This is a genomic window from Chitinophaga filiformis (genome assembly GCF_023100805.1).
Classification (GTDB): domain Bacteria; phylum Bacteroidota; class Bacteroidia; order Chitinophagales; family Chitinophagaceae; genus Chitinophaga; species Chitinophaga filiformis_B.
Genome location: NZ_CP095855.1, coordinates 4,049,017 through 4,073,644, shown reverse-complemented (window position 1 = coordinate 4,073,644; position 24,628 = coordinate 4,049,017). Strand labels below are relative to the sequence as shown.

The following is a 24,628-nucleotide window of genomic DNA, read 5'->3' as shown; positions in this document are numbered from 1 at the left end:
ATTGTTCGGGGGCCGATCATTATCACGGGGCATTCTGGTCATTGTCCCCGGGGTTATCACCCCGGGCTACAAACACGTAACTCCTACGGAGCCTGGTGTCAATTGGCTCACTGGGAAAAATAAACCTTACAATACATTTGGGGCATTGCGATGCGACTCCGTAGGAGTCACGTGTTTGTAGCCCCGGGTTGAAAACCCGGGGGATTTGTTGTGCCCATTTCAACCAACGAATTTGTGGTACCGCATTTTCAACCGCGAATTTGACCCCCATTTTCAACCGCGGATCTGTATCCCATTCTTCAACCCGCGATTTGCACCCCGTCTTGAACCCGGGGATTTGTCCCCGTTTCCAATCCGCGGATCTGCCGGAATTTTCAATCGCCAATGCTGCATGAATATTTTATCGGGTATACAACATCGTTTGCCCGTCAAATAATCTTACTCCTTCACCCTTTCAGACACCAGCCTGCAATGATCACATTTCAGATCAAACTTCTCCAGCAGTTTACTTTCCAGCTGCCAATGTCCGCCACAGGAGGGACAGCTTTGCTCCATTTTCTTACTATCATAGTTAAACAGGTAGTAATAACTGGGTTTCCCCGTCAGCGCTTCCAACCTGTTACAGATACTCCTTCCCTGCTTTGTGAGCGGGCTCTTAATATCAGACAGATAGTGATTGAACCTCTTTTCCCCCATTGACCCTCTGAACCAGAGTCCGTCAATCTCCTCATAGCTCCTTGACCACGAATTTATATCCTCATAACTCCGCTGCCGTGTATTCGTATAAGGGAAGTGATATAAGGGTATTTGCCCGAAGTTATCACCCGATCTGATGGGCGAAGCCCCACCCCAATACAATATCAGCGAGCTCGATGAGTTGACATCCGCTGTTGGAACCGCCACCAGGTGTTCGCCAACATATTCATAGGAAATGCTTACGTTATAACGGTCCATGAGAACGGAAGTCCACTGGTTGACATAATCGCTGTTAAACCGCTCATCCAGGGAGTCTTTCCGGAGACATTGGACATGCAGCCCAACCCTGCCTTCCTGGAACACAAAAACGTCATTCTGGGATACCAGCTGGCCATTGGAACGTAAAGACCTGACGAAAAAATCGGCGTCATGCAGGAATGATTCCATATCCGGCTTCGGCCATTCGGCTTTTTGAAAAAGGATTTGATAGATGAACATAGGACAGAATTAAGTAAATGACAGCCAATAGAAAGGCTGCCTGAAACAGGGATTACATTAAATATAATAAAATATTTCAATTCCGGAAAATCGTTCGGGGCTTATATCAATTATCCATCCACTCCGGTTTGTAATTAAGCGGGGAGATCGTCCATAATTATCATTGTCAACCGCCATGGCATGATGTGCACCTCCCCTGTTTTGAGAAGGACGGGGTCGCCTTTCTAAATTTATTAAAACAAATCTCCTTTGATAAGGGTTAGCATAAGAATATATTAAAAATAAAAAACTCCCGCTTTCGCGGGAGTTCCTATCAAACATAATACACTATTATAATTTACCTACTTCCTGCCACCAGAACTTCACACACTCTTTCACGTCAGGCACGCTGTTATCCCAGTTGTATTCGTACTCCACAGAGAACATACCCCTGAAGTGCTGCGCTTTCAGCTCTGCCAGTACAGCCGGCATGTTGCAGACGCCATTTCCCCAGATAACATCGTGTGCTTCAGGCGATTTCTCGTTCAGGTCCTTAAAGTGCAGATGCAATACATGTCCTTTCAGCTGTTTAATACACTCCACGGGCTCCATACCGGAACGTACCCAGTGACCAATGTCAGCGCAGGCGCCAAATAGTTTGCTCCGGCCTTTGATAGCAACCAGTACGCTGTCCGGATGCCAGTAATGACTTGGTTTGGGATGATCGTGAATGGCTACTTTGATCTGATACTTGTCACAGAGACGGGAAATTGCGTCCCAATGTTCGCGCTTAGGCTCTGCAGTGATCACCTGGATGCCCATTGCCTTCGCAAACTGGAATACCTCCTGCCATTCCTGTTCGCTGGCAGGCGATACCACACCATAAGCCACCAGTTTCTTCTTCTTTTCTTTCAGCAGCGCTTTTACCTGTGCCTGCTTTGCAGCATCCATTCTCCAGTCAAATTTGCCTTCAATGCCGTTGCCAATGGTCTGACCATTGTAGCATTCAACGTATTGTACACCGACACTGTCCATTTTGTCCAGCGCCTGTGCCAGGGTGAAACGGTTGAAAGTATATGCCTGTGCACCCAGTTTCCAACCCAGTTTATCTGCTTTCCCCTGCGCAAAACTTAACGTGGATGTCATCGTCGTACCAGCCAGCATACCAGCCAGTAACAGCACGCTGCTCAATTTTTTAATCATCTGCTATAGTTTTAATTTGATAATCAGTAAAGACCTTCGCGAAAAATAACAGCTTTCCATGAAGAAAACAAACTATGATGGTTAACCGGTCATTATACTACCAGTAAAGGGATCAGTTTCCCGGTAAATAACCGCTGCAAAACAACTCAATACGGCCCAAAAATCAACATCCACACACACATTAAAATATAACACATGCATAATAGCTTATATTCTATCGATATTTTTCGTTACATTTCCCTCAGATTGCCGTCTGTGGACTATATGCTCACATCATCCAACTAAATTCGCTAATTTTAGAATTATTATGAGAGGCATACATTTTTCCAAATTTGAACCCGATGAGCAGCAGGGAAAATCGCCCTTTGAGAAGCTACTGGATGTATTCACGCAACTGCTGACGTATACCAGCGGAGATGTTAGTGAGGCACTGCAATGGCTGACCGAACTGGACAAAGAGTACCAACTTACGAATGAGGATTATGGCATCGGAGATTTTATACAGGAGCTGAAGGACAAAGGATACATCCGCGAAAATGAAGAGAACGGAACCATCCAGATAACCGGCAAGACCGAACAGAACATCCGCAAACGCGCGCTGGAAGAGATCTTCGGTAAACTTAAAAAATCCAGCCAGGTTGGTAATCACAATACCCGCAAATCAGGCCAGGGAGACGAGCTGAACGCAGACACCCGTCCATTCCAATTCGGCGATGCACTGGAGCAGATCGATATGACCGCTTCCATCCGCAACGCGCAGATCAATCACGGCATTGACAGCTTTTCCATACAGCAGGATGATCTTGAGATCCAGGAAACAGACTTCAAAACACAGACGTCTACCGCACTGATGATCGATATCTCCCACTCTATGATCCTCTATGGCGAAGACCGTATCACACCGGCCAAAAAGGTAGCCATGGCGCTCAGTGAACTGATCACCACCCGCTATCCGAAAGACACGCTCGATATCATTGTGTTTGGCAACGATGCCTGGCAGATAGAGATCAAGGATCTTCCCTATCTCCAGGTGGGCCCTTTCCACACCAATACCGTAGCTGGACTTGAACTGGCAATGGATATCCTCCGCCGCAGGCGCAATCCGAACAAACAGATCTTTATGATCACCGACGGTAAGCCCACCTGCCTCAAGAACGGGAAAGAGTATTATAAGAACAGTTTCGGCCTGGACCGCAAGATCCTCAACCGCACACTCAATCTCGCTGCTCAGTGCAAGAAATTAAAGATTCCAATCACTACATTTATGGTAGCTACCGACCCGTGGTTGCAAAAATTCGTAACAGAGTTTACAGAAACCAACAACGGGAAAGCCTTCTTCTCCGGTCTGGATAAACTGGGACAATTCCTGTTCTTCGACTTCGAGAATGGAAAAAGAAAAATGCTCTGAGAGCATCGCAGCATCATATCATCGATAATCCATTAATACAACATGAATATTAATATTAGTACGTTAGGTGAATTAAAGAAGAGTGGATATAAACCCAAATCTGTTAAAGAAGAGATCCGACAAAACCTGATCCGCAAACTTCAGAATAAAGAAAATGCATTCCCGGGTATCATAGGCTATGAAGATACCGTCATTCCTGATACAGAAAGAGCCCTGCTCTCCCGTCATAATATCCTGTTCCTCGGTCTCCGCGGGCAGGCTAAGACACGTATGGCCCGGCAGATGGTTTCCCTGCTGGATGAATACATTCCCATCGTAGAAGGTTCCGAGGTCAACGACAGCCCTTTTGAACCACTGTCACGCTATGCCCGCGACATGGTCTCTGAGCTGGGCGACGCTACGCCGATCTCCTGGGTTTCCCGCGAACAGCGCTATAGTGAAAAACTGGCTACGCCCGATGTTTCCGTTGCCGACCTGGTGGGCGATATCGATCCTATCAAAGCGGCGAATATGAAGCTGAACTATGCAGACGAAAGAGTGATCCACTTCGGTATCATTCCCCGTTCCAACAGGGGTATCTTCGTGATCAACGAATTGCCCGATCTGCAGGCCCGTATCCAGGTATCACTTTTCAACATACTGCAGGAAGGCGATATCCAGATCCGCGGTTTCAAAGTACGTATGCCGCTGGATATCCTGTTTGTGTTCACTGCCAACCCGGAAGACTATACCAACCGTGGCTCTATCGTTACGCCGCTGAAAGACCGTATAGAAAGCCAGATCATCACCCACTATCCGAAGAGCATAGAAAACTCCCTGCTTATCACTGAACAGGAAGCCAATGTGCATGACGATCAGCAGCATATACACATCAGCGATATGATCAAACGCCTGATCGAACAGGTAGCCTTTGAAGCCCGTAACAGCGAATATGTCGACAAGAAAAGCGGCGTTTCCGCCCGTCTCACCATTGCCGCTTACGAGAATGCAGTGAGCGCCGGCGAACGCAGGGCTATCATTAACAAGGAAAAGAGCACCTACGTTCGTATAGCTGACCTGCAGGGTATTATTCCCGCCATCACAGGTAAGATCGAACTGGTATACGAAGGTGAACAGGAAGGTCCGCTGCAGGTAGCAGTTAACCTGTTGGATAAATCTATCCGCAGCGTCTTCTCCCAATACTTCCCTAACCCTGATTCCTTCAAAAAACGTAAACAGAGCGCTGCCGGAGAGAATCCTTACAGGGCGGTGATACAATGGTTCGATAAAGGCAATGCGGTGCAGCTGTTGCAGGATGTGAACGATAAGCAATATGAGACCTCCCTGCTGAAGGTAGAAGGCCTTAAAGAGCTTATAAAGGGCAAATTCCCGCATGCAAATGCCAAGGAACAATTACTGCTGATGGAATTTGTGTTGCATGGCCTGGCCTCCTACTCCCTGATCAGTAAAAAGGTAGTGGAAAATGAGACCCGCTTCAGCGATCTGCTGGGTACCATGATGAACTTCGGTAACAGCACTGAAGAAGAGAACGAAGAATTCTAAACATACTTCCGTAATACACCGCGGAATACCGGACGATATTTGCTTAAATTGGGGCTTGCATCTTACAATTGAAGTAGCTATCTTTCAGTATTCCGCGTTTTGCATTTCATGCTCCGCGCTCATTGAAAAACACTATATCAACTCACAGTTATGAACAACTCAAGAAGACACTTTATCCGCTCTGCCTCCACATTGATGGCAGGAGCCGGATTGGTCAGCGCGTTACCCGCCTCTTTACGCGCTGTTGCCCCCAGTGACAAGATTAATGTTGCAGCTATCGGTATCAACGGCATGGGATGGGCAGACCTCACCGCCATCCTGAAGAACCCTTATGCACAATGCGTAGCCTTATGTGATGTCGATAAGAACGTGCTGGATAAAAGGGCCGGGGAACTGGCGCAGAAAGGTCAGAAAGTGGCTACCTACAGCGATTACCGCAAGCTGCTGGAAGATAAAACGATCGATGCTGTCATCATCGGTACGCCGGACCACTGGCATTGCCTTCAGATGACAGACGCTGTATCTGCCGGAAAGGACGTATACGTGGAAAAACCTATCGGGAACTCCATTGCCGAGATCAACGCCATGGTAGCCGCCCAGGAACGCACCAAACGGGTAGTACAGGTAGGCCAGTGGCAACGCAGCCAGCAACATTTTAAAGACGCGGTAGCTTTCGTACATTCCGGGAAGCTTGGCCAGGTGCGCCTGGTAAAGGCCTGGGCATATATGGGCTGGATGCATTCCATTCCCAAACAACCAGACGGCAATCCGCCTGCTGGCGTAGACTACGCAGCCTGGCTCGGCCCTGCTGAAAAGAGACCTTTCAATCCTAACCGCTTCCACTTTAACTTCCGCTGGTACTGGGATTATGCGGGCGGCCTGATGACCGACTGGGGCGTTCACCTGCTGGACTATGCCCTCCTCGGTATGAAAGCGCAGCACCCTGTATCTGTTATGGCTGCAGGCGGTAAATTCGCTTATCCTGACGATGCTGCTGAAACACCAGATACACTCACGACGGTATACCAGTTCGATGGTTTCAATATTCAGTGGGAACACGCTATCGGCATCGACGGTGGCCCTTATGGCCGTGATCATGGCATTGCCTTCATCGGCAACAACGGTACACTGGTACTCGACCGTGGTGGCTGGGAGGTGATCCCTGAAAAAGGAAAGATGGAAGCAGTACCCCGTACTAAATCCGTAGACAATGGCCTGGACAAACACGCCATCAATTTCCTCGATGTGATCAAGTCCCGTAAACTGGAAGACCTTAACACCCCTATCCAGGCGGGTGCGCATGTAGCAAGGGTGGCCCAGCTGGGAAATATCGCCTATAAAACAGGCAGGAAACTAAACTGGAATGGCGCCAAAGAACAATTCGATGATACAGCCGCCAATAAGTTCCTCGCTGCAGAATATCACAATGGTTACAAGCTCCCGAAAGCTTAATGTATAAACAGGAAAAAGGGTGTTCAGAAAAACTGGACACCCTTTTTTCATATGACTTTCTCTCTTGCAAAACATCCCCTCACAGATAGCGTAACGTACGCTTCTGCGAAAACCTGCCTTCACTACACCTGTCAGTTGACAGGCTTTTCCCAGGACTTATTGTATACATAGCGGTTGATATATTTCTCCGCAAAATGTCTTCCCGCTACATCCGGTTTTATGGACTTCCCGCAACAACCTTCTCCCTGACTATGTACGATAACCGGTATACTTCCTATAAAACGGCTCTTCACTATACCTGGTAATTAACGTATTTTTCTGTAAAATCGCCATTGGCGAACAATTCTATCAATCCATAGCCCGGCGCTGTCTCCCGGTTGTTGCCATTCCACCAGGCCCCGCTTACCGCTCCGTTACACAGGTAGGTCACATTATTGTACACAACTTTATCTTTCAGATGAATATGCCCGCTTAAACACAACTTCACATTGGGGTGCTGGTAGAACAGGCGGACGATCTTCGCTACATCCGTATGCATATCCCCTCCCAGCATCTGCCAGCGGTTCACAACATTATCTTCCACCATCAACGTTGCCGTCAGGATGGGAATATGTGACAGCACACATACCGGCATTGATGGATCTGTCGATTGCAATTCCTTTTCCAGCCAATGCATCTGCTCTTCTCCCAGTTTACCAATATACCAGGTATCATCAATATCCAGGTGTACACTATCCAACACAATGAACTTCCAGCCGGCTTTCACAAAACTGTAATAGGGCAATGCCAGCTGTAGCTGGTCCATGGAGTATTTCTTACCATATGCGGCCGCTCCTCTGCTATTCTCATGCCACCAGATATCATGGTTGCCCAGTGTATAATATACAGGCAGGCTGCACTCGCTCTTCATAATAGTATGGAGCAGTTTCCATTGCGCATCAATAGCGGACAGATTTTCTTTGTTCATATCAAATACGATATCTCCCCCGTTAAGGATCATATCCACCTTAGGCTCCTGCAATTGTACATGGTGCAGGCATTTTCTGAAATGATCAGGGGCCTCCAACCTGTCATACAGATGTACATCCGTCAGATGTGCGATCCGTAATACAGGCTTATCGATACGGGGAGCCGCTGCAATCGTGCCAAATGGAATAGCCGGAGCCAACAACAATCCGCCGAGCTTTTTGAACAATGATCTTCTTTGCATAAACATTCTTTTTGACAATAAAATGCTATCCGTGCCCTGAACAGGTACGGATAGCAAGGGTTAAAATAATAATATTGTTACACGAATATCAGCGCCTGCAACAGATTTAACAATATGTTCGTTCTGCAACGCTATGGGATATCTTACCAGTTAGGATTCTGCTGCAAGGCCCGATTTAACAGGAGCTCCTGTGCCGGTATCGGAAACAGGTAATCCCTGTCTTCACGGAAGGTTTTCGGAATGGCGCCATTGATGATAATATTGCCACCAGATGCGCCATTCTCCAGCACCACATCGGTTCCCAGTTTCAACAACTGGATATTCGGAATCGCAGGCGGAGTACCGGTATAGATGGCCAGATCCGGGGTGCCGTCGCCATCCAGGTCATAGTTGCCCGCCCCGAGGAAATAAGCGCCCTTAAACTGTATCGCCAGCAGATGTCCCTCCTTCCAGCGCATCAGGTCATTCCACATAAATCCTTCCATCACCAGTTCAATCCTCCTTTCCCTGCGTATTTCGAGTATAATACCCTTATTCGTCCCACTCACCTGCGTATACTGTCCTGCCAGGTAATGATCAGGAGCCGCATTTGCGGCTGCAAGGTCCATAGCAGGCATTCCAACCCTGTCTCTTAAAAGTTTAACAGACTGGTCGAGATCTGCCTGTGTAATGGTCCCCAATTCTGCTTTTGCCTCGGCATAGTTGAGCAGTACCTCTGCATACCGGAACACTGGCAGCGGATTGGGCGATTTGCCCAATGCATCATTCGCTGCTGCTGTGACAAACTTAGTCAGCTGATACCCTGTTACAGTACCTGCATAGGAAGGAGGCAGCACCGTATTGCCATCAATACGTTTATATCCCGGCGCACGCACCGTCTGCCCCAATCGTGGGTCCCTGTTCTGCATCTCTTCGAAGAACTGCATCTTGTCGTATCCCGGCCTGTCAGTAAACCTGGAACCATCCTTCATCAGGTAACTGTTCACCAGGCTTTTCTCCAGTCCCGGTTTACCGAAAGAGGGCGCAGTGGTATAATAATTCACATTATGGAAGATCTGCAGGTTGGCGCTGTATTGCCTGGCCAGGATGATCTCTTCCGGAACGACGCTCAGTGAAGAGAACAGATCCCTGTAAGCATTATCGGGGGAACTTTTATAAATAGCATAAGCCCCTCCCCTGATCACTTCTCCCGCCGCATCAGCAGCTATTTGCAGGAAGCGGTCTGCATCCTTCAATTCAAACTCCTTATGATATTTCCTGAAAGTTCCTTCAAATAAACAGATGCGTGACTTTAATGCCAGCGCCGTCCATTTCGTTACTTCCGCTACATCTTTTCCAGCACCCAGATGCGCAATGGCAAAATCAATGTCATTCACCACAGAATCCATCACGAGTGTACGCGGGTCTCTTTTCTTATTCAGACTGGCGGTATCATCGGCTTCAATAGGCCGGGAATACCAGGGCACATCGCCAAAGCGTGCTACCATACTGAAATAGAAATAGGCGCGGAAGAATTTTGCTACAGCTACATACTTATAGGTGATAGTGGTATCAAGATTGCCCCGCATATAGTTCTGCAGGAAATAATTCACGTTACGCAGGTCCGTCCAGTCCCAGCCACCGCCGGCTACAGGCACTGTACGATTGCCTGCTATCTGTGGCGACAAGCTGTTCACAACTATGTTATTGGCCGTCTCTGTATACAGGCTGGTAAAACCGTTATCTTCATTATCTGCATTGGGCAGCATCTTATCGTAGAAAGAACGCACATACAATCTTAACTCGCTTTCCGAATTGAAGCCGTTCACAGGCGAGATCTGGGAAAGCGGCTCCCTGTCAAGAAAATCTGAACACCCCGATAATATTATCAGGCCAGCTGCTACAAACCCTAATATTCTTTTCATTGCGTTAAACAGTTTAGCATTTAGAAAGTGGTGTCAAAACCGAAAGTATATTGTCTGAAAAACGGATAGTTCCTTCCGCCGATATCACTGCTGTAAGGCCCCACCTGTTCAGGGTCTATATATTTATTGTCCATCTTCGTAAAAGTGAACAGGTTCTGACCGGTAAAGTATACACGGAGGCGTTGTATCTTCCAGCGCTTCACCAGTGCGGCTGGCAGGTTATAGCCTACTGTCAGGTTCTTCAAACGGACATACGCAAGGTCCTGCAGATATTTGTCATTCTTCACCGCCAGCTCTCCACCGGGGTAGGCAGCATATCCTCTCAGCAATGGGAAATAAGCATTGGGGTTTTCAGGGCTCCATACTTTGCTGACAAAATCCTTCGGCAGGAAAGAGGTATAAGGCCTGCCATATACTCCCCAGAATTTCGCGGCTTCCACATCCGGATACCAGTTCTGTTTGCCTATGCCCTGGAAGAAGGCCGACAGGTCGAAATTGTTCCAGTTAAATCCGGCTGTGATACCAAAAGAATAGCGGGGTAATGAATTACCGATCTTGCGCAGGTCGCCATGCTCCGCCAAGGTGTTCTTTCCATCATTGATCACGTTGTCGCCATTCAGGTCGATGAACTTCATATCACCGGCATGCAGTTTGCTCCATTCGCCGGGAGAGGTCACACGCTGATCCCTGTCCACATAGTCCTGGTTCACAGTCCAGTTCTTCGCCTCATCTTCCGACTTGAAATAGCCATCAATGCTGTATCCCCACATTTCTCCCAGTTGCTGTCCTTCATAGAAATTGCTGAGTAATTTGTTGGGGTTATCAAACCGGGTGATCTTCGCTTTGTAATCAGAAAGTACAAAACCTACATTATACGTAAACGGCTTGCCGGCGAGCTTTCCATTATCCTGCCATTTCACAGAGAGATCAAAACCTTTCGTCACCAGGTCGCCCGCATTCTGTGTTGGAGAAGGCGCTCCAAATACACCCGGCATTGTTTTACCGGGTATCAGCATGTCGGTAGTGGTACGGCGATACCAGTCATAACTGATCTGTAGCTTATTTCTGAAGAATGCCGCATCAATGCCACCGTCCAGTGAGGCCGATTTCTCCCATGTAAAATGAGGTGTAACAGGATCCGGAGCGCCCAGATATTGTGCCTGGTTGCCTCCCACGATCCATTTAGACAAGCCGCTGCTCATTACAGGAATGTACGGATACAGGTTGCCACTACCCACATCCTGGTTTCCCAGTGAACCATAGGAGGCCCTTAACTTCAGCTCGGGCAATATATTTCTGGCCCCCTCGAAAAACGGTTCCTCACTCACTCTCCATCCGCCGGAAACAGAAGGGAAGAAACCAAAACGTTCATCTTTCGGGAAGCGGGAACTGCCATCATACCGGCCATTCAATTCCAGCAGGTATTTGCTTTTATAATCATAGTTCACACGGGCAAAATATCCCAGCAAGGCCCATTCACGGGCATTACCACCTGACTGTTGTGCGCCCGTGCCCAGGTCTATCTGGTTCAGGTCTTCCGAGAGCAGATTGGTACGCATGCCCATATTCACTTTATACTTCTGCAGCTCCTGGTTATAACCTGCGGTCACCTTCAGATTGTGCTTGCCAATGCTTTTCTCATAGGTACCAAACAGGTTCACCGAATGGTGCTGGTCGAGGTAGGTATTTTCATTATACTGATCGTAACCCGCTGTATTGATGATACCCGGATTTACTGACCAGGGAATGAGTGTATTACGCTGATAATCTGAAGAAGGCGCCAGTTCATAGGTATAGTTACCTGCCAGCGAGAATCCGCCATGGAAATGTGTTTCAAAACCTACCATGTTCGTCAGGTTGTATTTTTTATTCCCACCGTGCGACTTCCTGTGTTGCAGGTCTGCATACTCATATGCACCATAGTTATTGAGATTGGTACGGAAGGTGAAGGTCCCGTCCGGATTTTTAGGCACATAAGACGCCATAGCGTGATTGTACAGTCCCGTCAGATTAGCGCCATAACCCGGCCATGTATAGTCGTTAGCGCCGAACTGGGTATTACTGTAGATAGTCAGCCAGTCTGTTACATGTGCATTGATCTTCGCACGGAAGTTATAAGCATTGTAGACATCCTGCCGCAGATAGGTTTGGTACATGCCTTTCTGCTGATAATACCTTCCCGACATCATGAAATCTACCTTATCATTACCTCCCGTCATATTAAAGTGATGCTCCATACCCGGCTGACTTTTCCTGAACAGGAAATGCCACCAGTCGGTGCTGCCGTAATAAACATATTGCGGCTGCCCGTTACGGTTCTGCAATACCACAGAGGGCAATGATTTGTCGGTCTGCCTGCGTTTCAGCTCAGCATAATCATCTGCATTAAAACCCGTATAGCTGTTGCCGACATTGCGGGAGAATGCAGCATCCACGAGGGAGTCCTGTGTAAAACCGTCCGTAATAAAATCGGAACGGGTGGTCATGTTCTGCAGACTGTAGCTGGCGCCGTAGTTCATATTCAATTTTCCTTTCTTTGCCTTCTTTGTCGTAATAAGGATCACCCCGAAAGCAGCCCTGGAACCGTATATCGCGGAGGAAGCCGCATCTTTCAGTACAGAAAGACTTTCTATATCCTGCGGATTGAGCATATCGATATTACCCGGAGCACCATCTATCAGGATCAGCGGAGAACCACTGGTATTCTGGATAGATGCATACCCGCGTATATTGAAAGTACCGGTGCTTCCCGGATGTCCGTCCCCGAAATTGATGTTCAGGTTAGGTACCGCGCCTTGTAAGGCCTGTGCAGGACTGCTCACCGGCCGGTCAGCAAACACATCACCGCTTACCTGGCTCACAGCGCCGGTAAGGTTTACCTTCTTCTGGGTACCATACCCCACTACCACAACATCCCCCAATCCGATACTCTTCTCGTTAAGACGTATCAGCAATACGTTTTTACCATTATTCTTTACTGTAAAACCCGGATATTCTCCTTTCTCATACCCCACCATGGTAAATTGGAAATCATACTGACTGCCCACTTTAAATCTTTTGAATACAAAGTCGCCATTGGCATCGGTAAGCGTGTTGAACTTTGTGCCGGCGCCCTTTTCTACTGCCTGTACGGTCACGCCGGGCAATGCAGTTCCCTTGGTGCTGACTACAGTGCCATGTACGTCAGAGCTTCCCTCCTGCGCCCGGATCTCCTGTTTCATAAGCATCATGAGCAGCAGGCATGAGATGCCCCTGAACAGCGTTTTTGCTTTTCCCATTTTTGATCAAGATTTAATTATTTTACTACAGATATAGCTTCCCCGTATCTGCATATTGCCTATGCAGATAACAACTGTTCTCTTATGAAGAACTTTGGAATAAGTATGTTGAAATTTACCGGATGATGAACACACCATCTTCGGCTGCCAGCGTCAGTTCATTGACCCTTGCAATATTGCCCAGTACCATCTTCAGGGAATCTCCGGGAAGTATCTTCCCTGAAAAATAAACGTCCTTAAAGTCCTCCGGCTGATAGCTGATCGTGACATGATATTGCTGTTGCAGAAAATCGATCACCTCATGTAAAGGTGTATTCTCAAACACGACATTGTCTTCATTCACCTGTATCGTTCCCGAATTGACATGCTGCTGTGGTATAGTATTCTTCTCTCCCGCATGACTTAGCATATGTCTATGTGTATCCTGGTAATATCGCCATTCATCGCCGGGCGACAGGTATACATCAGTCATCGCATACTGCTGCTTCTCTGTCTTCCTTACCACTACCTTACCTGAATATAAATGCACGAGCACTTGCTTATCCTTCCCCGCAGCTACCAGGAACCTGGTGCCGAGCGCAGTAGTGGTAAACCCACTGGCAGTAGCACTGAATGGCTTTCCGGCTACAGCCGCTACATCAAATTCCGCCTTTCCGTTCAGGAAGATCGCACGACTATTTACATTATAGGCCGCTGAATCGAAACGGATCTCTGCTCCGGGAAACAGTCGCACCGCCGAGCCGTCGGGTAGTCTTAAATAAAGCGGCTGCTTAACTGCCTGGTATACCAGCCAGGATTCGCCCGCTTCCGAATGCACGCCCTGCTGCAAGGCAATACCAGGCGCTTTTTTACCCGGCCGATGCAGAAAATATTGCCAGAGGAACATACCCGTTACAAGCAATATGCTGGCAGCTACAGCTATACTGCTCCAGGGTAGTCTTCTGGTCCTCGCCTTTTCTCCAAAAGTATTCGCCTGGATATAAGACAACATCTCTTTACTATATTCTTCGGGATAAGTTCCTTTCCAGCAAGCCTTTTCCCATTCAGCCCCCGCATCCTCATCCTCTTCATTTACCAGCAACCAGTTCATTACTGCCTTCACCTCTTCCGGCGTACAGTGGCCGTTATTAAATTTTTCTATCAATGCTTTATCAGGCTTCATGCACTGCACTAATTTTCTTGTGTATCGTATATATGTACACCGCCAAGGGATGTATGCCCCTACCGGTAACAATTCCTTAACAAAGGATGCTTACAAACGAAGCAGGAATAGTAATAAAAGGAAATGACCGGCAGCGATCTCCCGCATGTGGTGATGTGCCTTTGTGATGTGATTTTCAACTGTCTTTACGGAGATAGACAGCTCTGCTGCAATTTCTTTGTTGGACAAGCCCCTGTGTAGTTTCAAAAGTACTACCTGCTTACGGACAGGAGATAAATGCAGCAATATCTTTTCCAGGAGATCATTTGTCTCAAAGTTACCTGTAACGGAGGTGGTGGATTCTCCTTCGGGGAATTGCTGCTGTGTATATTGCAGCTCCCGCGCTTTCTTCCTGTCTTCCATCCTGAGATAGTTCAGTAATACTGACCTGGCGGTGATGAACACCTGTTTTTCCAGCGGGTGCTCGTCTGACAGGCTTTCGCGGTATTGGTAGATACGGATAAAACATTGTTGCGTCAGCTCTTTGGCCACTTCGGCATCGCGGACTTTCTTCACTAAAAAGTTAAAGACCTTGCCCTTAAAATAATGGTACATTTCAACAAAGGCTTTCTCATTGCCCTGTCGGAGACGCTGTACTTCAATTGTATGGTTCATGACTCATCCCTTACATCATGGGACCAGGCAAAGTTATAATTATGTAAATGCGGGATATATTACCTTCTTATTAATTCTCATACGGAAGCCCCACGCCAAAGCCACACTTCGCGTCTCTTAATATGGGGCAACATCCTGTTATTATCAGTAGTAATCCGGGGTTGAGGAAAAATATATGTAATGAGGAAAGATCGCGCATTCGCACCATAAATTGCACACAAGATGTTTGACATCTTTCAGTACAAATTATCAATATTCTAATCAGGCGCCTGGCAACAGCACAAAGAAAGTCAACACAGCGGCATTCAGATAGCTGTTCCGGCATTTTCATTTTCCTGTTCCAGCATCATGGACAGGTATACGGCATCACTGATCGGATTGTCGTAATATGCAGCGATGGGCTGGAAACCCAGGCTCGTATACAATTCTATGGCCGGACGCATGTGAGCAAGGGTATCAAGCAACATACGTTTATAACCCAGCTCCCTGCCTGCTTCTATAGCCCTGGCGGCCAATGCCCTGCCAACGCCATGACCCTTAAAAGCATCACGTACAAAAAGTCGCTTCATTTCGCAGGTGGAGTTTTCAAAACTGCGTACACCTACACAGCCTGCCGGTTGCCCATCTACCAGCGCGAGAAACAACGCACCTTCAGGCGCAACATAAGACGGCTCAGGTAAACTGCTCAGTTCTTCTTCGAACCGTTGAAAACTAAGATCTACACTCAACCAGTTGGCATACTCGCGAAAGAGTGCTTTTACCTGCTCCAGTAACTTCAGATCATCTTTTTTTACTTCTACAATTTCTAACATACCGCATCATTTTAGTATATAAAACACAAAAGCCTCCTGAGCATCAGAAGGCTTTTTCTTGTTCCGGATTGGAAATATGTTTGTTTTACGTAGTCCCTGTCCTGAACTCTTACTGTAAACGATATAATTTTTAAATTAACTCATTGTCAGCATTCACAACTTCACTAATTCAGCCTTACTGCTCACCTCCCTGTTTTCTTAGGGGGGAAACAAATATAAGGAATTTTACTTAAAAAGCACAGCTGTTGAAAGAAATACTTTAAGTCCTATTTACCACCTGTATGTAGTGCTTTCAGTTCCGCCGCCAGGGCCATCATTGTATTCACACCCCAGTGTTCATAGTACTTTCCGTCCTTTATGGTAACCATATCCATTACCTGGATCATTACAGGCTGATGCGTAGCAGGTACCCCCATAAAGCTACCGGTATGTATACCGCTGATCGTCTTGCGGGTGGTTACTTTGTCGCCCTCTCCCACCTGTTCATGAATGGTTACTTTCAGATCAGAAAATGCGGGTCGCAGTATGTTCTCAAACGTGTGGATCAGGCCAGCAGGGCCTTTGTCCATTCCTTTAGCTGCAGTGTGATTGATGAATGCCGGATCTACTATTTCACGGAAGCTCTCCTGATTGCCTTCCTCAATGATCTCCTTGTTGAAACGTCTTACTATGGCCTTGTTCTGTTCAATTGTTGCTGTCATGATCTGTGATTTTATACAGCAAAATTAGGTAGTGCGGTAAGGGACGTGTTAGTCCTGCGCGTTCAGCCTTTGTACCTGGACGTTCATATTTTGTTCCTGGTAGGCAGAAGGCGTCACGCCAAATACCTGGCGAAATGATTTGGTAAAGCTGGAATGGCTTTCATAGCCTACTTTATCGTATACATCCCCTGGTTTGTTCTGCCGGTCCATCAGCAGGCGGGCGGCTACCTGCATCTTCTGTTCCAGCAGCCATCGCTGGGGAGATGTGCCATAGATCTTTGTAAAACGACGTTTGAAGGTAGACAGGCTCATACTGCACAGAAAGGCCAGTTCCTCTACCGTTACCGGGCGGGTAATATTGCCCTCCACAGCTTTCCGTATCTCGAAATCCTGCATGCTGCCGGTATTATTGACTTTAAACTGCAGCAGGGTATCCGGTGCTGTTTGTAAGAGGTAAAACAGCAGTTCTTCGAACTTGAGTATACAGACTTCCTGCGGCAATGGCTGTCCCAGTTGCAGCATCAGTCGCAGGGATTCTATATAGTTACGCAGGAAGACATCCTTCTCAAAAGTGATGAACGATGCTTCCTGTAACTGTTTCCCCTGCCGGTGCTGCTGCACCAGGCGATCATACTTCATATAGAAATCCAATAAGGCATGATCGCTGAAATAAAGCAGGATGGCCTGGTAATCGCCCTTGTCAGACAAGACGCTGGTGGTCAGGCAGCTCCCCGCTGCGAGGAACAGGAAAGCGTCGTCATTGACAGTGGTGGATTGTCCGCCGTAAATTACCGTCTTACGGCCTTCGATCAACAGGTGGATCATATTCCTGTGCAGGATGACCCTGTTCTTCTTCGTCTTGCAAAGGGAAGTAAAAGGTCTGATGAGGATGTGGTCCTCTTCCCGGTATTGCGCCGGGTTCAGGTCCTGGGGAAGATTGATGACTTGCATTCCTGCAAAGATCACAAAAAAATGCTTACGGGATGATGCCACGTTTCCTGAAATCGTCAAAGATCCGGAAGAACATTTCCTTTGTTTCTATGTACTCATGGAAACCAGCCCTGCGTGCTTTGGAACCATCTGCAAACATATCGTAGTCCCAGCTGAACACGAAGTCGGCAAAACGCCAGGAAGACAACTCCTCATAACTGACATCCGCCAGCCCGTATTGCTGCTTCATCTTTTCCCACAATGGGGCTTTATCCGCCATGATCACCTCCAGGGACATGGGTAAGGGCGGAGCCACCTTTAAATCGAAATACGAGGCTATTTCCGGCCACATCTCATTCCAGCGAAACAAGTCTCCATTCACAATATTAAAGGCCTCATTTGCCGCCTTTTCTGCCGTTGCAGCCCAGGTGGTTGCCCTGGCCAGCAGACCTGCATCTGTCATCTCCAGCAATTTATCGTAAGCACCTGGTTTACCGGGGAAACGTAATGGCAGGCCCAATTCCTTCGAAATAACCGCATATACGGCAATTGCCAGGGCCAGGTTCATGGGATTTCCCAATGCGAATCCACCCACCACTGAAGGACGTAATGCTGACCAGGTCCACTGTTTACCCGCCTGCTGCTGTTCCAGGAAATCCTGCTGGTCTACATTGAATTCCGGTGGCATATGCCCGGCGTCTGATTCTCTTGCAGGCGTTTTGAAGGGTCCCAGGTGCGCCCCATATACCTTATAGCCCTGCATCAGGCTGATATGCTGCAGCTTACCGGCTACTGGTTCCACTACCTCCACAAGGTTTCTCAGCATTGCCAGGTTAGGCGGCACCAGTGCGGCCCAGGTGGGGGCATCTACATATGCGGCATAGAAAATATGGGTGACATTCGTGAGATGATGCAGCTTGTCATAAGTATCCTTCCTGTCCTGCAGGTCGACCGCAATATATCGTATACGCCCATCCGCGTTTCCTCCCCGTCTTGACAATCCGATAATCTCCCAGTCGTTCAATGTGGCCAGATGTGCTGCCAGGCTCCTGCCAATGACGCCATGTGCGCCTGCAATAAGTGCTACTTTGCGTTGTTCGTTCATACAGTCGGTTCTATGTCTCAAAATTAGCAGCGTGAGTCAGGCTGGCATTTGTACATTGGTTGGGATTATTTGTATTTTGCGCTATATGCAGCGATATGTTCAACATGAATTTTTAAAGGTCTCTCATTTCACCTGTGGAGAATGGCCACATCCTTTGCATAACCATAATCATTTTGAACTGATCTTTATACACGAGGGTAAAGGCTTTCACTGCCTGTCAGGCATAAAATATCCTTACACCGGCGGAGCGGTATTCTTACTTCACCCGGCGGATTATCACAGTTTTGAAATAAGCAGTCCTACTACATTTACCTTCATCAAGTTCACCAGTGCCTATATCACACAGGTAGGCCATCTTCCTGCGGAACATCACTGGAACAGGAACATGGATGAACTGCTGTTGTGCAGTCGCCGGCAACAGTTACCCATTCTCAGATCTGCTGCTGACGCGGATAAAATTGATGCCCTGCTCCGTTTACTGGTAACCGAATGGCAGGAAACTACCAATGAAACCAGTGAGACAATTTTCTTTCTGTTACAGACTGTCATGTCCATCATCCGGCGTAACATGCATCCATCAGCAGATGCGCCGGTCAAACAGCAGGAAAAGATCACACAGATCGTACATTATATCCACCAGCATATCTATGACGTGAGCTATACGAGACAGGAACACCTGGCGGCATTCTTCGGATTTTCGAAGAAACATTTAGGCGCCTTCTTTAAAGAGCAGATGCAGGTTTCATTACGTGACTATATCCAGCAGTATAAGCTGCATATTATTGAAAACAGGCTGAAGTACAGTTCCTTATCCTTAAAGGAGATCAGCGAAGAACTCGGCTTTACCGATCTGAGTCATTTCAATAAGTTTTTTAAGGGGCATCACGGCATAAATCCATCCGAATACAGGGAGAAATAACTCTCCTTTGTCTATGTATATAAAAATATTATATTTGTCTTATGACTTGTTCGAGCTATGACTGACAGCATATAGGTGTCAGCCAACTATTCTAAAATCCTTCATCCTATGAAACTTTTTGATCGCTTCAGCAAAAAACCCTCAACAGCCATTGGGCCTGTGCCATCGCCGGCCGGCGACAGCAACTTTGTAGACGACCTGGTAAGTTATTTCAGTACGCAACCGGAAGTTACGGCTGCTTATTTCGGCTTTGCCTACAATAGCGATATAAAGCAGTATCACCTGTGCCTGGCGGTAGATCATGAAGGTGAAGCCGAGCTCATATCAAATCGTATTGGGATGATCAAGTCGGTGCATATGAGCGATACCGACATTCAGTATGCTTCATCAACGCGCAGCAGTGATATGCTGGAATATGTGAGCCAGCATAATCCCCCCTTTTATCATAAAGACAATTCCGCCTTGTTGCAGCAAAAGGTTATGAAGCAATGGTTCGATGTAAAGAAATATAAACAAGAGCTGATAGAAACGCTTAAAGCATCGAGTATTTTCACACTTGCTCATGAATATGAGCAATCGACCGACCGCTTCACCTTCACTACCTATGTGAGGGATACAGGTGAATTTATTCCCTTGTTCAGTAACCAGGACATGATCGCCAAAAGCGGGATCAGCCAGGTGTCCACAGGACGGCTGGCAGTGCAGCTTCCCTTTGAGATGATCCTGAAAATGCTGCGCCGGGAGCAATTCTTTATACTGAACCCCGGTACACCTTTCGAAGTGGAACTACGTGTGTAAAAGTGCTATCTTGCAGCCGCTACCCGTCTTTGCCGTTAATGGTTAATTCAACAGGTAAAGTGATAAACCGGTAGCATACAGCACATGATAGAAGATCTGGAAGAACTCCTTTCCGAACTGAATCCCAATGATGTTTCCAGGTTTAGCCTTGCAGGTGCGGAAACCCTGTGGTTAAGCTTCAGGAATATTTACGCCAAAGAATTCGGTGGAGACATCAGTATTACTTCAGACATATTTGATAAGGCCTGGTTACTGGTAGCCGGTCAACTAAAAGATACTACGGTCGATCAGCTGGAAGAGGCTGCCAAAAATCAGATCCCCGACCTGGACAATTTCATGGATATCTTTGAATCCGCCTGGCGCACAACCCTGGCCTCTGCCGCACAGAATGCGGCCACGGGCGTGTGGATGGCCATCTGCGGATTGGCGACAGAACCGACAATAGCAGCGATGGACACTGCAGACATCATCAGGAATACTTTGGATATCCTGATCAGTACACAGTATAGCGCAGAGCATGGTAATGATGTGTATCCATCTGAAGAAGATATCGAAAGCCATCCCTTGTATCAACATGAAATAACGAGACAAAGGGAAGCTATTCAGGCATTGAAAAACGGGAAAGCTGCCAATTTCAGGTCTGAGTTTGTAACATTACTGAACCTGGAGATGCTGGGTATTCCTCAGCAGTAAGGATATTATTGCGCCGGCAGAAAAGCCCTTTCCTGTTATGGGAAAGGGCTTACTTGTTGTCGGTCTTTCTAATGATCTTTGCTTATCGGGAATAAAACTTCAGCTATTTGCTTTGTCAGAAGTGTACCGTAGTACACCGCGACAATTCACCTTGAATGATGGCTTACCGGTTATCGCCGGTGAACCCTCATTCTCCTTCCGGGCATCTCACTTACTGCGCAGGAAAGAGCTGTGGCAAAATGTTGATGTTAAACTCAACAATCTCTTTGATAGCCTGATTCATTGCCTGGAATTTCTCCGCCATTGGTCCGCCACCGACGATAGTCCAGAGTGGTCTTTCCCCTTTAGGCTGTTCCACCAGTTTCAGCATGGCATCAGCCACTTCCTGCGGATCACCGCTTTCTGGAGTCGGCACAAAGTATTGCAGCAATGCGCGTTTGAATGCCATTGCATCGTCACCATATTGCGCCTGCACGACTTCATTTTTTCCGACGATGCTCTTATTGGTAATATCAGTAGTCTGATAAGCGCCCGGCTGGATGGTCACCACATCGATACCTGCCGACTTCAGCTCATAGTGATATCCTACTGACACAGCGTCCAGGGCTGCTTTTGTACCATTGTAAGTACTGAGGCTTGGGATAAGGTTCCTGCTCTGCACACTGGTTACGTTGATGATCAGCCCATCTTTCTGCGCATGCATATATGGCAATACTGCCTTCATCGTACGTTCGGGCCCCAGTGTGTTTACCTGGTACATTTGTTCTGTTTGTTCAATGGTCAGGGCTTCTCCCAATCCATAGTAGGTAACACCCGCGTTGTTGATGAGCACATCAATTCTTCCGCCCGATTTTTTCGCTATTTCGGCAACCGCGCTGTTCACAGAAGCAGTACTTGCAACGTCCATTTCCACGACTTCTACCTTTGCGTTGTTCTCTGTAGCCCATTCTTTCAATTCCTTGGCCACTTTGGCGTTCGCACCGGATAACCATTTTACATTACGCATGGTAGCGTATACTGTATGTCCTTGTAATGCGAGTGTTTTTACTGCTTTCAGTCCGAATCCACTGGCGCTGCCGGTTAAAATAATGTGTTTCATTGTTGGTCTAATTGTTAGTTGAATATTTGATTTTATTATCAGATCATCTACCTACATACAGGTAAGATTAAAGTGCCTAAAAAAAGCCTTTCCCATAAAAGGCGTCGATATTTACAACTACCTACATACAGGTAGGTATTATGGTCAAAAAAAATCCCTCATGAGGATTTAACCGTTTGCCTCAGTGAGTTGATCACTTTATCAAAAACCGTTTTCCCTCCTGTACGGCCCACCAGCAACGCGCCTGGCATCGTAGCCATCCAAACCTCAGCCAGTTCGTCCACCGGCTCTTTAAAGGAAAACTCACCTGATTCCAGCCCTTCTTTCAGCGTAGCCACCAACCAGGCCGTTACCAGCTCTGCATACTGTGACACAGCTAACTGCATTCTTTCTGTAATCTCGTTAAATGATGTGCTGAAAGTGCTGATGACACAAAGCTTTTTGCCCTGTTCAAAATAATATTGATAACTGGATATTAAGGCCTCCAGTTTATCCATTGCCTTTGCCTTCCTGACCTTTTGCGTAAGAAAGATGAAGTCCTGGCGGTCTTTTTCTATTACCGCCAGACCAAGGTCTTCCTTAGATGGGAAGTAATGGTGAATGGAAGCGTTTTTAATGTTCAGCTCCAAAGAGATCTGCTTATAATTAAAGGAATGGTAACCAATCCTTTGCATATAATCCCTGCCAAGTTCTATTATTTTGTCTCTGGTGTTTTGTGCTGTGTTCATCGTAAAGTGCGCTTTGATAAGGCAAATATACCTACTTGTAGGTAGGTTTCCAAATTTAATTTGAACCCTATTGTTGCGTGTTCATCAAATGAATCTTTCTAATGTGTTTAATATTGATTGTCCAATTCTGTAATCACTAGCTCTTCATCAAGTGCATATTTAAGCGCAATGGAATCGCCCTTCGCCAGGTTGCAGGGGGCTTATCCCAACCACCGCTACATGTATACTCTTTACCCGCGACCTCATATCTAAATATCTATACTATGCCCTTAGCCGCTGGCATTCTCTGCGGCTTTACTGCATAGCTTTATTTATTATTCATATTGATAAAGCGCAGATGCATTCTGAAGATATAGATCAATAAAAGTGGACAATGATGTGGTAATTGACTTAAACCTTTCTTTATCAGGAATAATACCAATCTCGTAAGTTCCACTTATATTATTCAACCGTATCCCATACCACCAACTTTTGTGCATATATTCAGCAAATATTAAAATGCAACTATTACAATCAACAACAACCTCCGTGGAAAATTCTTCCTGTAGAGTCACAAGCTCCTCTAAAGGATAAAATAAAAATCCCTCGTTATCTATGTCATTAGGATAGTAAGAAGACATCCCATTCACCATGGAAAAATACTCTTTGAAGTCATCTGGCAAGTGAATGTGTTTTTTAGACTCAAACGCATCAATACTACGCAATGAATTTGGGGTAATCGCAAGCCCTTGTTCTTTCCAATAATCTATTAACCTGTTAATATTTGATTTCAATATTTCTAATCCCATAAACTAAGTATTTTTTCCATTAACTCTTTTCGATGTAAAAGTTGAGTATTCTTAAGTTTATCCCCACCTTTCGCTATTGATTGAGTATATTTTACCAATTGGTCCTCTACCCATTCCTTAAGTAATCCTTGCCTAGCCATTCTTCTAACTTGAGCCTTAGTTAGATTCTGTGTCACATTGATTGTCTGTTGTACCGCTTGTTGACCTTCACCCCACCCAATTATCTTTCCCATCTGACCCGATGTAAGTTTTATGGCTGGAGTTATACCGCCGGCTGCAATTCCTTCAAATCCTCCTGCTACGACGCTTGTTACTAATGGAGAAAAGTAATTATTGATAAACTTAAATGACCGGTCTTGGCTCTTTATTGCATCCTGGAACGCCGTATGGCTCCCCTTATAGTAATCGCGGCCGGCCATTGCATACATTTCCGCTGGAAAACCATTTTTTAGTCCGGGACTAACCGTTACTTCAGGTAAAGTAATTGGACCTTGTGTAATCGTACCGTCACTATTATAATGATTAACCTGGCCTGAAGATTCATCAACCGCATATCCTTCCTGCCCTAAATAAGTTCCAGTAGTCGCACTATTATTCAGATCTTGTTGACTATTGACATTGGCATCGTAAACTATATTATTATCCTCGTCATTATACCACCCTTCTGTTAAACCTAAAATATCTATATAACTAATCGGATTATTGTAGGCATAACGGAACGGCGTTATTTCAGGAGAATTTTCACTCATGGGATCAATTACATGCCACCTTCCTATCTGTTGATCATACATCCTCGCACCGTAATCATACCACCCCAAGCCGCTACCGTCTGCGAACTCTTTATTTTGAAGTTCATTCCCATTATACTTGATCCGGTTCTCCGGATAGCTACTCCCCAACAGTGCATTGGAAGATATCCCCGCCATCGTCAACCCATACGGATAATAATGCGTTTCCTCCAGCAACGGCCCGCTATTCACTCCCAAAACTACATTATCAAAGAACACATCCTGCTGGCTCTCATTACTGGTATACACATACAGAAAGCCACTTTTTTCAACAGCCATCT

General features: G+C 46.6%; 21 protein-coding genes. 6 read left to right on the top strand and 15 right to left on the bottom strand.

Annotated elements, in window-relative coordinates:
• Positions 1 to 438 precede the first annotated feature (438 nt).
• A complete protein-coding gene (locus MYF79_RS16255; protein WP_247815017.1) occupies positions 439 to 1,194 on the bottom strand; it encodes a DUF2310 family Zn-ribbon-containing protein in 756 nt (251 codons plus the stop codon).
• A 330-nt stretch (positions 1,195 to 1,524) separates the two neighbouring features.
• Complete coding sequence (locus MYF79_RS16250) at positions 1,525 to 2,376, bottom strand: sugar phosphate isomerase/epimerase family protein (RefSeq protein ID WP_247815016.1); 852 nt, start codon at positions 2,374 to 2,376, stop codon at positions 1,525 to 1,527.
• A 307-nt stretch (positions 2,377 to 2,683) separates the two neighbouring features.
• On the opposite strand from MYF79_RS16250, the gene MYF79_RS16245 reads away from it, so the two are divergent.
• The 3 genes from MYF79_RS16245 (at position 2,684) to MYF79_RS16235 (ending at position 6,778) form a co-directional block, all read left to right on the top strand.
• On the top strand, positions 2,684 to 3,784 hold the full coding sequence (locus MYF79_RS16245) for a vWA domain-containing protein (RefSeq protein ID WP_247815015.1): 1,101 nt from the start codon (positions 2,684 to 2,686) through the stop codon (positions 3,782 to 3,784).
• A gap of 42 nt (positions 3,785 to 3,826) precedes the next feature.
• Positions 3,827 to 5,326, top strand: a complete 1,500-nt coding sequence (locus MYF79_RS16240; RefSeq protein WP_247815014.1) for a sigma 54-interacting transcriptional regulator — start codon at positions 3,827 to 3,829, stop codon at positions 5,324 to 5,326.
• A gap of 150 nt (positions 5,327 to 5,476) precedes the next feature.
• Complete coding sequence (locus tag MYF79_RS16235) at positions 5,477 to 6,778, top strand: Gfo/Idh/MocA family protein (protein WP_199656327.1); 1,302 nt, start codon at positions 5,477 to 5,479, stop codon at positions 6,776 to 6,778.
• A 292-nt stretch (positions 6,779 to 7,070) separates the two neighbouring features.
• Here MYF79_RS16235 and MYF79_RS16230 read toward each other — a convergent pair whose 3' ends face one another.
• From MYF79_RS16230 to MYF79_RS16190, 9 genes are all read right to left on the bottom strand, one after another.
• Positions 7,071 to 7,988, bottom strand: a complete 918-nt coding sequence (locus MYF79_RS16230; RefSeq protein WP_247815013.1) for a metallophosphoesterase family protein — start codon at positions 7,986 to 7,988, stop codon at positions 7,071 to 7,073.
• 143 nt (positions 7,989 to 8,131) lie between these two features.
• Entirely contained in the window at positions 8,132 to 9,892 is a 1,761-nt protein-coding gene (locus MYF79_RS16225) for a RagB/SusD family nutrient uptake outer membrane protein (protein WP_247815012.1), read from the bottom strand.
• A gap of 20 nt (positions 9,893 to 9,912) precedes the next feature.
• Positions 9,913 to 13,170, bottom strand: coding sequence for a SusC/RagA family TonB-linked outer membrane protein (locus MYF79_RS16220; protein ID WP_247815011.1), 3,258 nt, complete (start codon positions 13,168 to 13,170; stop codon positions 9,913 to 9,915).
• A gap of 115 nt (positions 13,171 to 13,285) precedes the next feature.
• Positions 13,286 to 14,332, bottom strand: coding sequence for a FecR family protein (locus MYF79_RS16215; protein WP_247815010.1), 1,047 nt, complete (start codon positions 14,330 to 14,332; stop codon positions 13,286 to 13,288).
• Between the two features lie 90 nt (positions 14,333 to 14,422).
• The gene (locus MYF79_RS16210; RefSeq protein ID WP_247815009.1) at positions 14,423 to 14,986 is read right to left on the bottom strand and encodes an RNA polymerase sigma factor; all 564 of its coding nucleotides are present in this window, start codon (positions 14,984 to 14,986) and stop codon (positions 14,423 to 14,425) included.
• Positions 14,987 to 15,291: 305 nt separating this feature from the next.
• Positions 15,292 to 15,798, bottom strand: coding sequence for a GNAT family N-acetyltransferase (locus tag MYF79_RS16205; RefSeq protein WP_247815008.1), 507 nt, complete (start codon positions 15,796 to 15,798; stop codon positions 15,292 to 15,294).
• A 266-nt stretch (positions 15,799 to 16,064) separates the two neighbouring features.
• A complete protein-coding gene (locus MYF79_RS16200) occupies positions 16,065 to 16,499 on the bottom strand; it encodes an ester cyclase (protein ID WP_247815007.1) in 435 nt (144 codons plus the stop codon).
• 48 nt (positions 16,500 to 16,547) lie between these two features.
• Positions 16,548 to 17,450: a helix-turn-helix transcriptional regulator gene (locus MYF79_RS16195; RefSeq protein ID WP_247815006.1), complete on the bottom strand. Its 903-nt coding sequence runs from the start codon at positions 17,448 to 17,450 to the stop codon at positions 16,548 to 16,550.
• Between the two features lie 25 nt (positions 17,451 to 17,475).
• Positions 17,476 to 18,534, bottom strand: a complete 1,059-nt coding sequence (locus MYF79_RS16190; RefSeq protein ID WP_247815005.1) for an SDR family oxidoreductase — start codon at positions 18,532 to 18,534, stop codon at positions 17,476 to 17,478.
• An 85-nt stretch (positions 18,535 to 18,619) separates the two neighbouring features.
• Between MYF79_RS16190 and MYF79_RS16185 the strand changes: the two genes are divergently transcribed.
• The 3 genes from MYF79_RS16185 to MYF79_RS16175 all read left to right on the top strand — a co-directional run bounded on the left by MYF79_RS16185 (position 18,620) and on the right by MYF79_RS16175 (position 20,944).
• Positions 18,620 to 19,453, top strand: coding sequence for an AraC family transcriptional regulator (locus MYF79_RS16185; protein WP_247815004.1), 834 nt, complete (start codon positions 18,620 to 18,622; stop codon positions 19,451 to 19,453).
• 108 nt (positions 19,454 to 19,561) lie between these two features.
• A complete protein-coding gene (locus tag MYF79_RS16180; RefSeq protein WP_247815003.1) occupies positions 19,562 to 20,251 on the top strand; it encodes an enhanced serine sensitivity protein SseB C-terminal domain-containing protein in 690 nt (229 codons plus the stop codon).
• Between the two features lie 84 nt (positions 20,252 to 20,335).
• A complete protein-coding gene (locus tag MYF79_RS16175) occupies positions 20,336 to 20,944 on the top strand; it encodes a DUF416 family protein (protein WP_247815002.1) in 609 nt (202 codons plus the stop codon).
• Positions 20,945 to 21,155: 211 nt separating this feature from the next.
• Here MYF79_RS16175 and MYF79_RS16170 read toward each other — a convergent pair whose 3' ends face one another.
• The 4 genes from MYF79_RS16170 to MYF79_RS16155 all read right to left on the bottom strand — a co-directional run bounded on the left by MYF79_RS16170 (position 21,156) and on the right by MYF79_RS16155 (position 24,626).
• Complete coding sequence (locus MYF79_RS16170) at positions 21,156 to 22,043, bottom strand: SDR family NAD(P)-dependent oxidoreductase (RefSeq protein ID WP_247815001.1); 888 nt, start codon at positions 22,041 to 22,043, stop codon at positions 21,156 to 21,158.
• 158 nt (positions 22,044 to 22,201) lie between these two features.
• Positions 22,202 to 22,771 (bottom strand): TetR/AcrR family transcriptional regulator, encoded by a 570-nt coding sequence (locus MYF79_RS16165; RefSeq protein WP_247815000.1) that lies wholly within the window; start codon positions 22,769 to 22,771, stop codon positions 22,202 to 22,204.
• A gap of 314 nt (positions 22,772 to 23,085) precedes the next feature.
• Positions 23,086 to 23,559, bottom strand: a complete 474-nt coding sequence (locus MYF79_RS16160) for an SMI1/KNR4 family protein (protein ID WP_247814999.1) — start codon at positions 23,557 to 23,559, stop codon at positions 23,086 to 23,088.
• Positions 23,550 to 24,626, bottom strand: coding sequence for an RHS repeat-associated core domain-containing protein (locus MYF79_RS16155; RefSeq protein WP_247814998.1), 1,077 nt, complete (start codon positions 24,624 to 24,626; stop codon positions 23,550 to 23,552). Before MYF79_RS16155 ends, MYF79_RS16160 begins: the two co-directional genes overlap by 10 nt.
• Between the last annotated feature and the right edge of the window lie 2 nt (positions 24,627 to 24,628).

Bases quoted from the DNA above. Each gene is read 5' to 3' on its own strand.
- MYF79_RS16255 (WP_247815017.1), bottom strand. From the start codon at position 1,194: ATGTTCATCTATCAAATCCTTTTTCAAAAAGCCGAATGGCCGAAGCCG.
- MYF79_RS16250 (WP_247815016.1), bottom strand. From the start codon at position 2,376: ATGATTAAAAAATTGAGCAGCGTGCTGTTACTGGCTGGTATGCTGGCT.
- MYF79_RS16245 (WP_247815015.1), top strand. From the start codon at position 2,684: ATGAGAGGCATACATTTTTCCAAATTTGAACCCGATGAGCAGCAGGGA.
- MYF79_RS16240 (WP_247815014.1), top strand. From the start codon at position 3,827: ATGAATATTAATATTAGTACGTTAGGTGAATTAAAGAAGAGTGGATAT.
- MYF79_RS16235 (WP_199656327.1), top strand. From the start codon at position 5,477: ATGAACAACTCAAGAAGACACTTTATCCGCTCTGCCTCCACATTGATG.
- MYF79_RS16230 (WP_247815013.1), bottom strand. From the start codon at position 7,988: ATGCAAAGAAGATCATTGTTCAAAAAGCTCGGCGGATTGTTGTTGGCT.
- MYF79_RS16225 (WP_247815012.1), bottom strand. From the start codon at position 9,892: ATGAAAAGAATATTAGGGTTTGTAGCAGCTGGCCTGATAATATTATCG.
- MYF79_RS16220 (WP_247815011.1), bottom strand. From the start codon at position 13,170: ATGGGAAAAGCAAAAACGCTGTTCAGGGGCATCTCATGCCTGCTGCTC.
- MYF79_RS16215 (WP_247815010.1), bottom strand. From the start codon at position 14,332: ATGAAGCCTGATAAAGCATTGATAGAAAAATTTAATAACGGCCACTGT.
- MYF79_RS16210 (WP_247815009.1), bottom strand. From the start codon at position 14,986: ATGAACCATACAATTGAAGTACAGCGTCTCCGACAGGGCAATGAGAAA.
- MYF79_RS16205 (WP_247815008.1), bottom strand. From the start codon at position 15,798: ATGTTAGAAATTGTAGAAGTAAAAAAAGATGATCTGAAGTTACTGGAG.
- MYF79_RS16200 (WP_247815007.1), bottom strand. From the start codon at position 16,499: ATGACAGCAACAATTGAACAGAACAAGGCCATAGTAAGACGTTTCAAC.
- MYF79_RS16195 (WP_247815006.1), bottom strand. From the start codon at position 17,450: ATGCAAGTCATCAATCTTCCCCAGGACCTGAACCCGGCGCAATACCGG.
- MYF79_RS16190 (WP_247815005.1), bottom strand. From the start codon at position 18,534: ATGAACGAACAACGCAAAGTAGCACTTATTGCAGGCGCACATGGCGTC.
- MYF79_RS16185 (WP_247815004.1), top strand. From the start codon at position 18,620: ATGCAGCGATATGTTCAACATGAATTTTTAAAGGTCTCTCATTTCACC.
- MYF79_RS16180 (WP_247815003.1), top strand. From the start codon at position 19,562: ATGAAACTTTTTGATCGCTTCAGCAAAAAACCCTCAACAGCCATTGGG.
- MYF79_RS16175 (WP_247815002.1), top strand. From the start codon at position 20,336: ATGATAGAAGATCTGGAAGAACTCCTTTCCGAACTGAATCCCAATGAT.
- MYF79_RS16170 (WP_247815001.1), bottom strand. From the start codon at position 22,043: ATGAAACACATTATTTTAACCGGCAGCGCCAGTGGATTCGGACTGAAA.
- MYF79_RS16165 (WP_247815000.1), bottom strand. From the start codon at position 22,771: ATGAACACAGCACAAAACACCAGAGACAAAATAATAGAACTTGGCAGG.
- MYF79_RS16160 (WP_247814999.1), bottom strand. From the start codon at position 23,559: ATGGGATTAGAAATATTGAAATCAAATATTAACAGGTTAATAGATTAT.
- MYF79_RS16155 (WP_247814998.1), bottom strand. From the start codon at position 24,626: ATGGCTGTTGAAAAAAGTGGCTTTCTGTATGTGTATACCAGTAATGAG.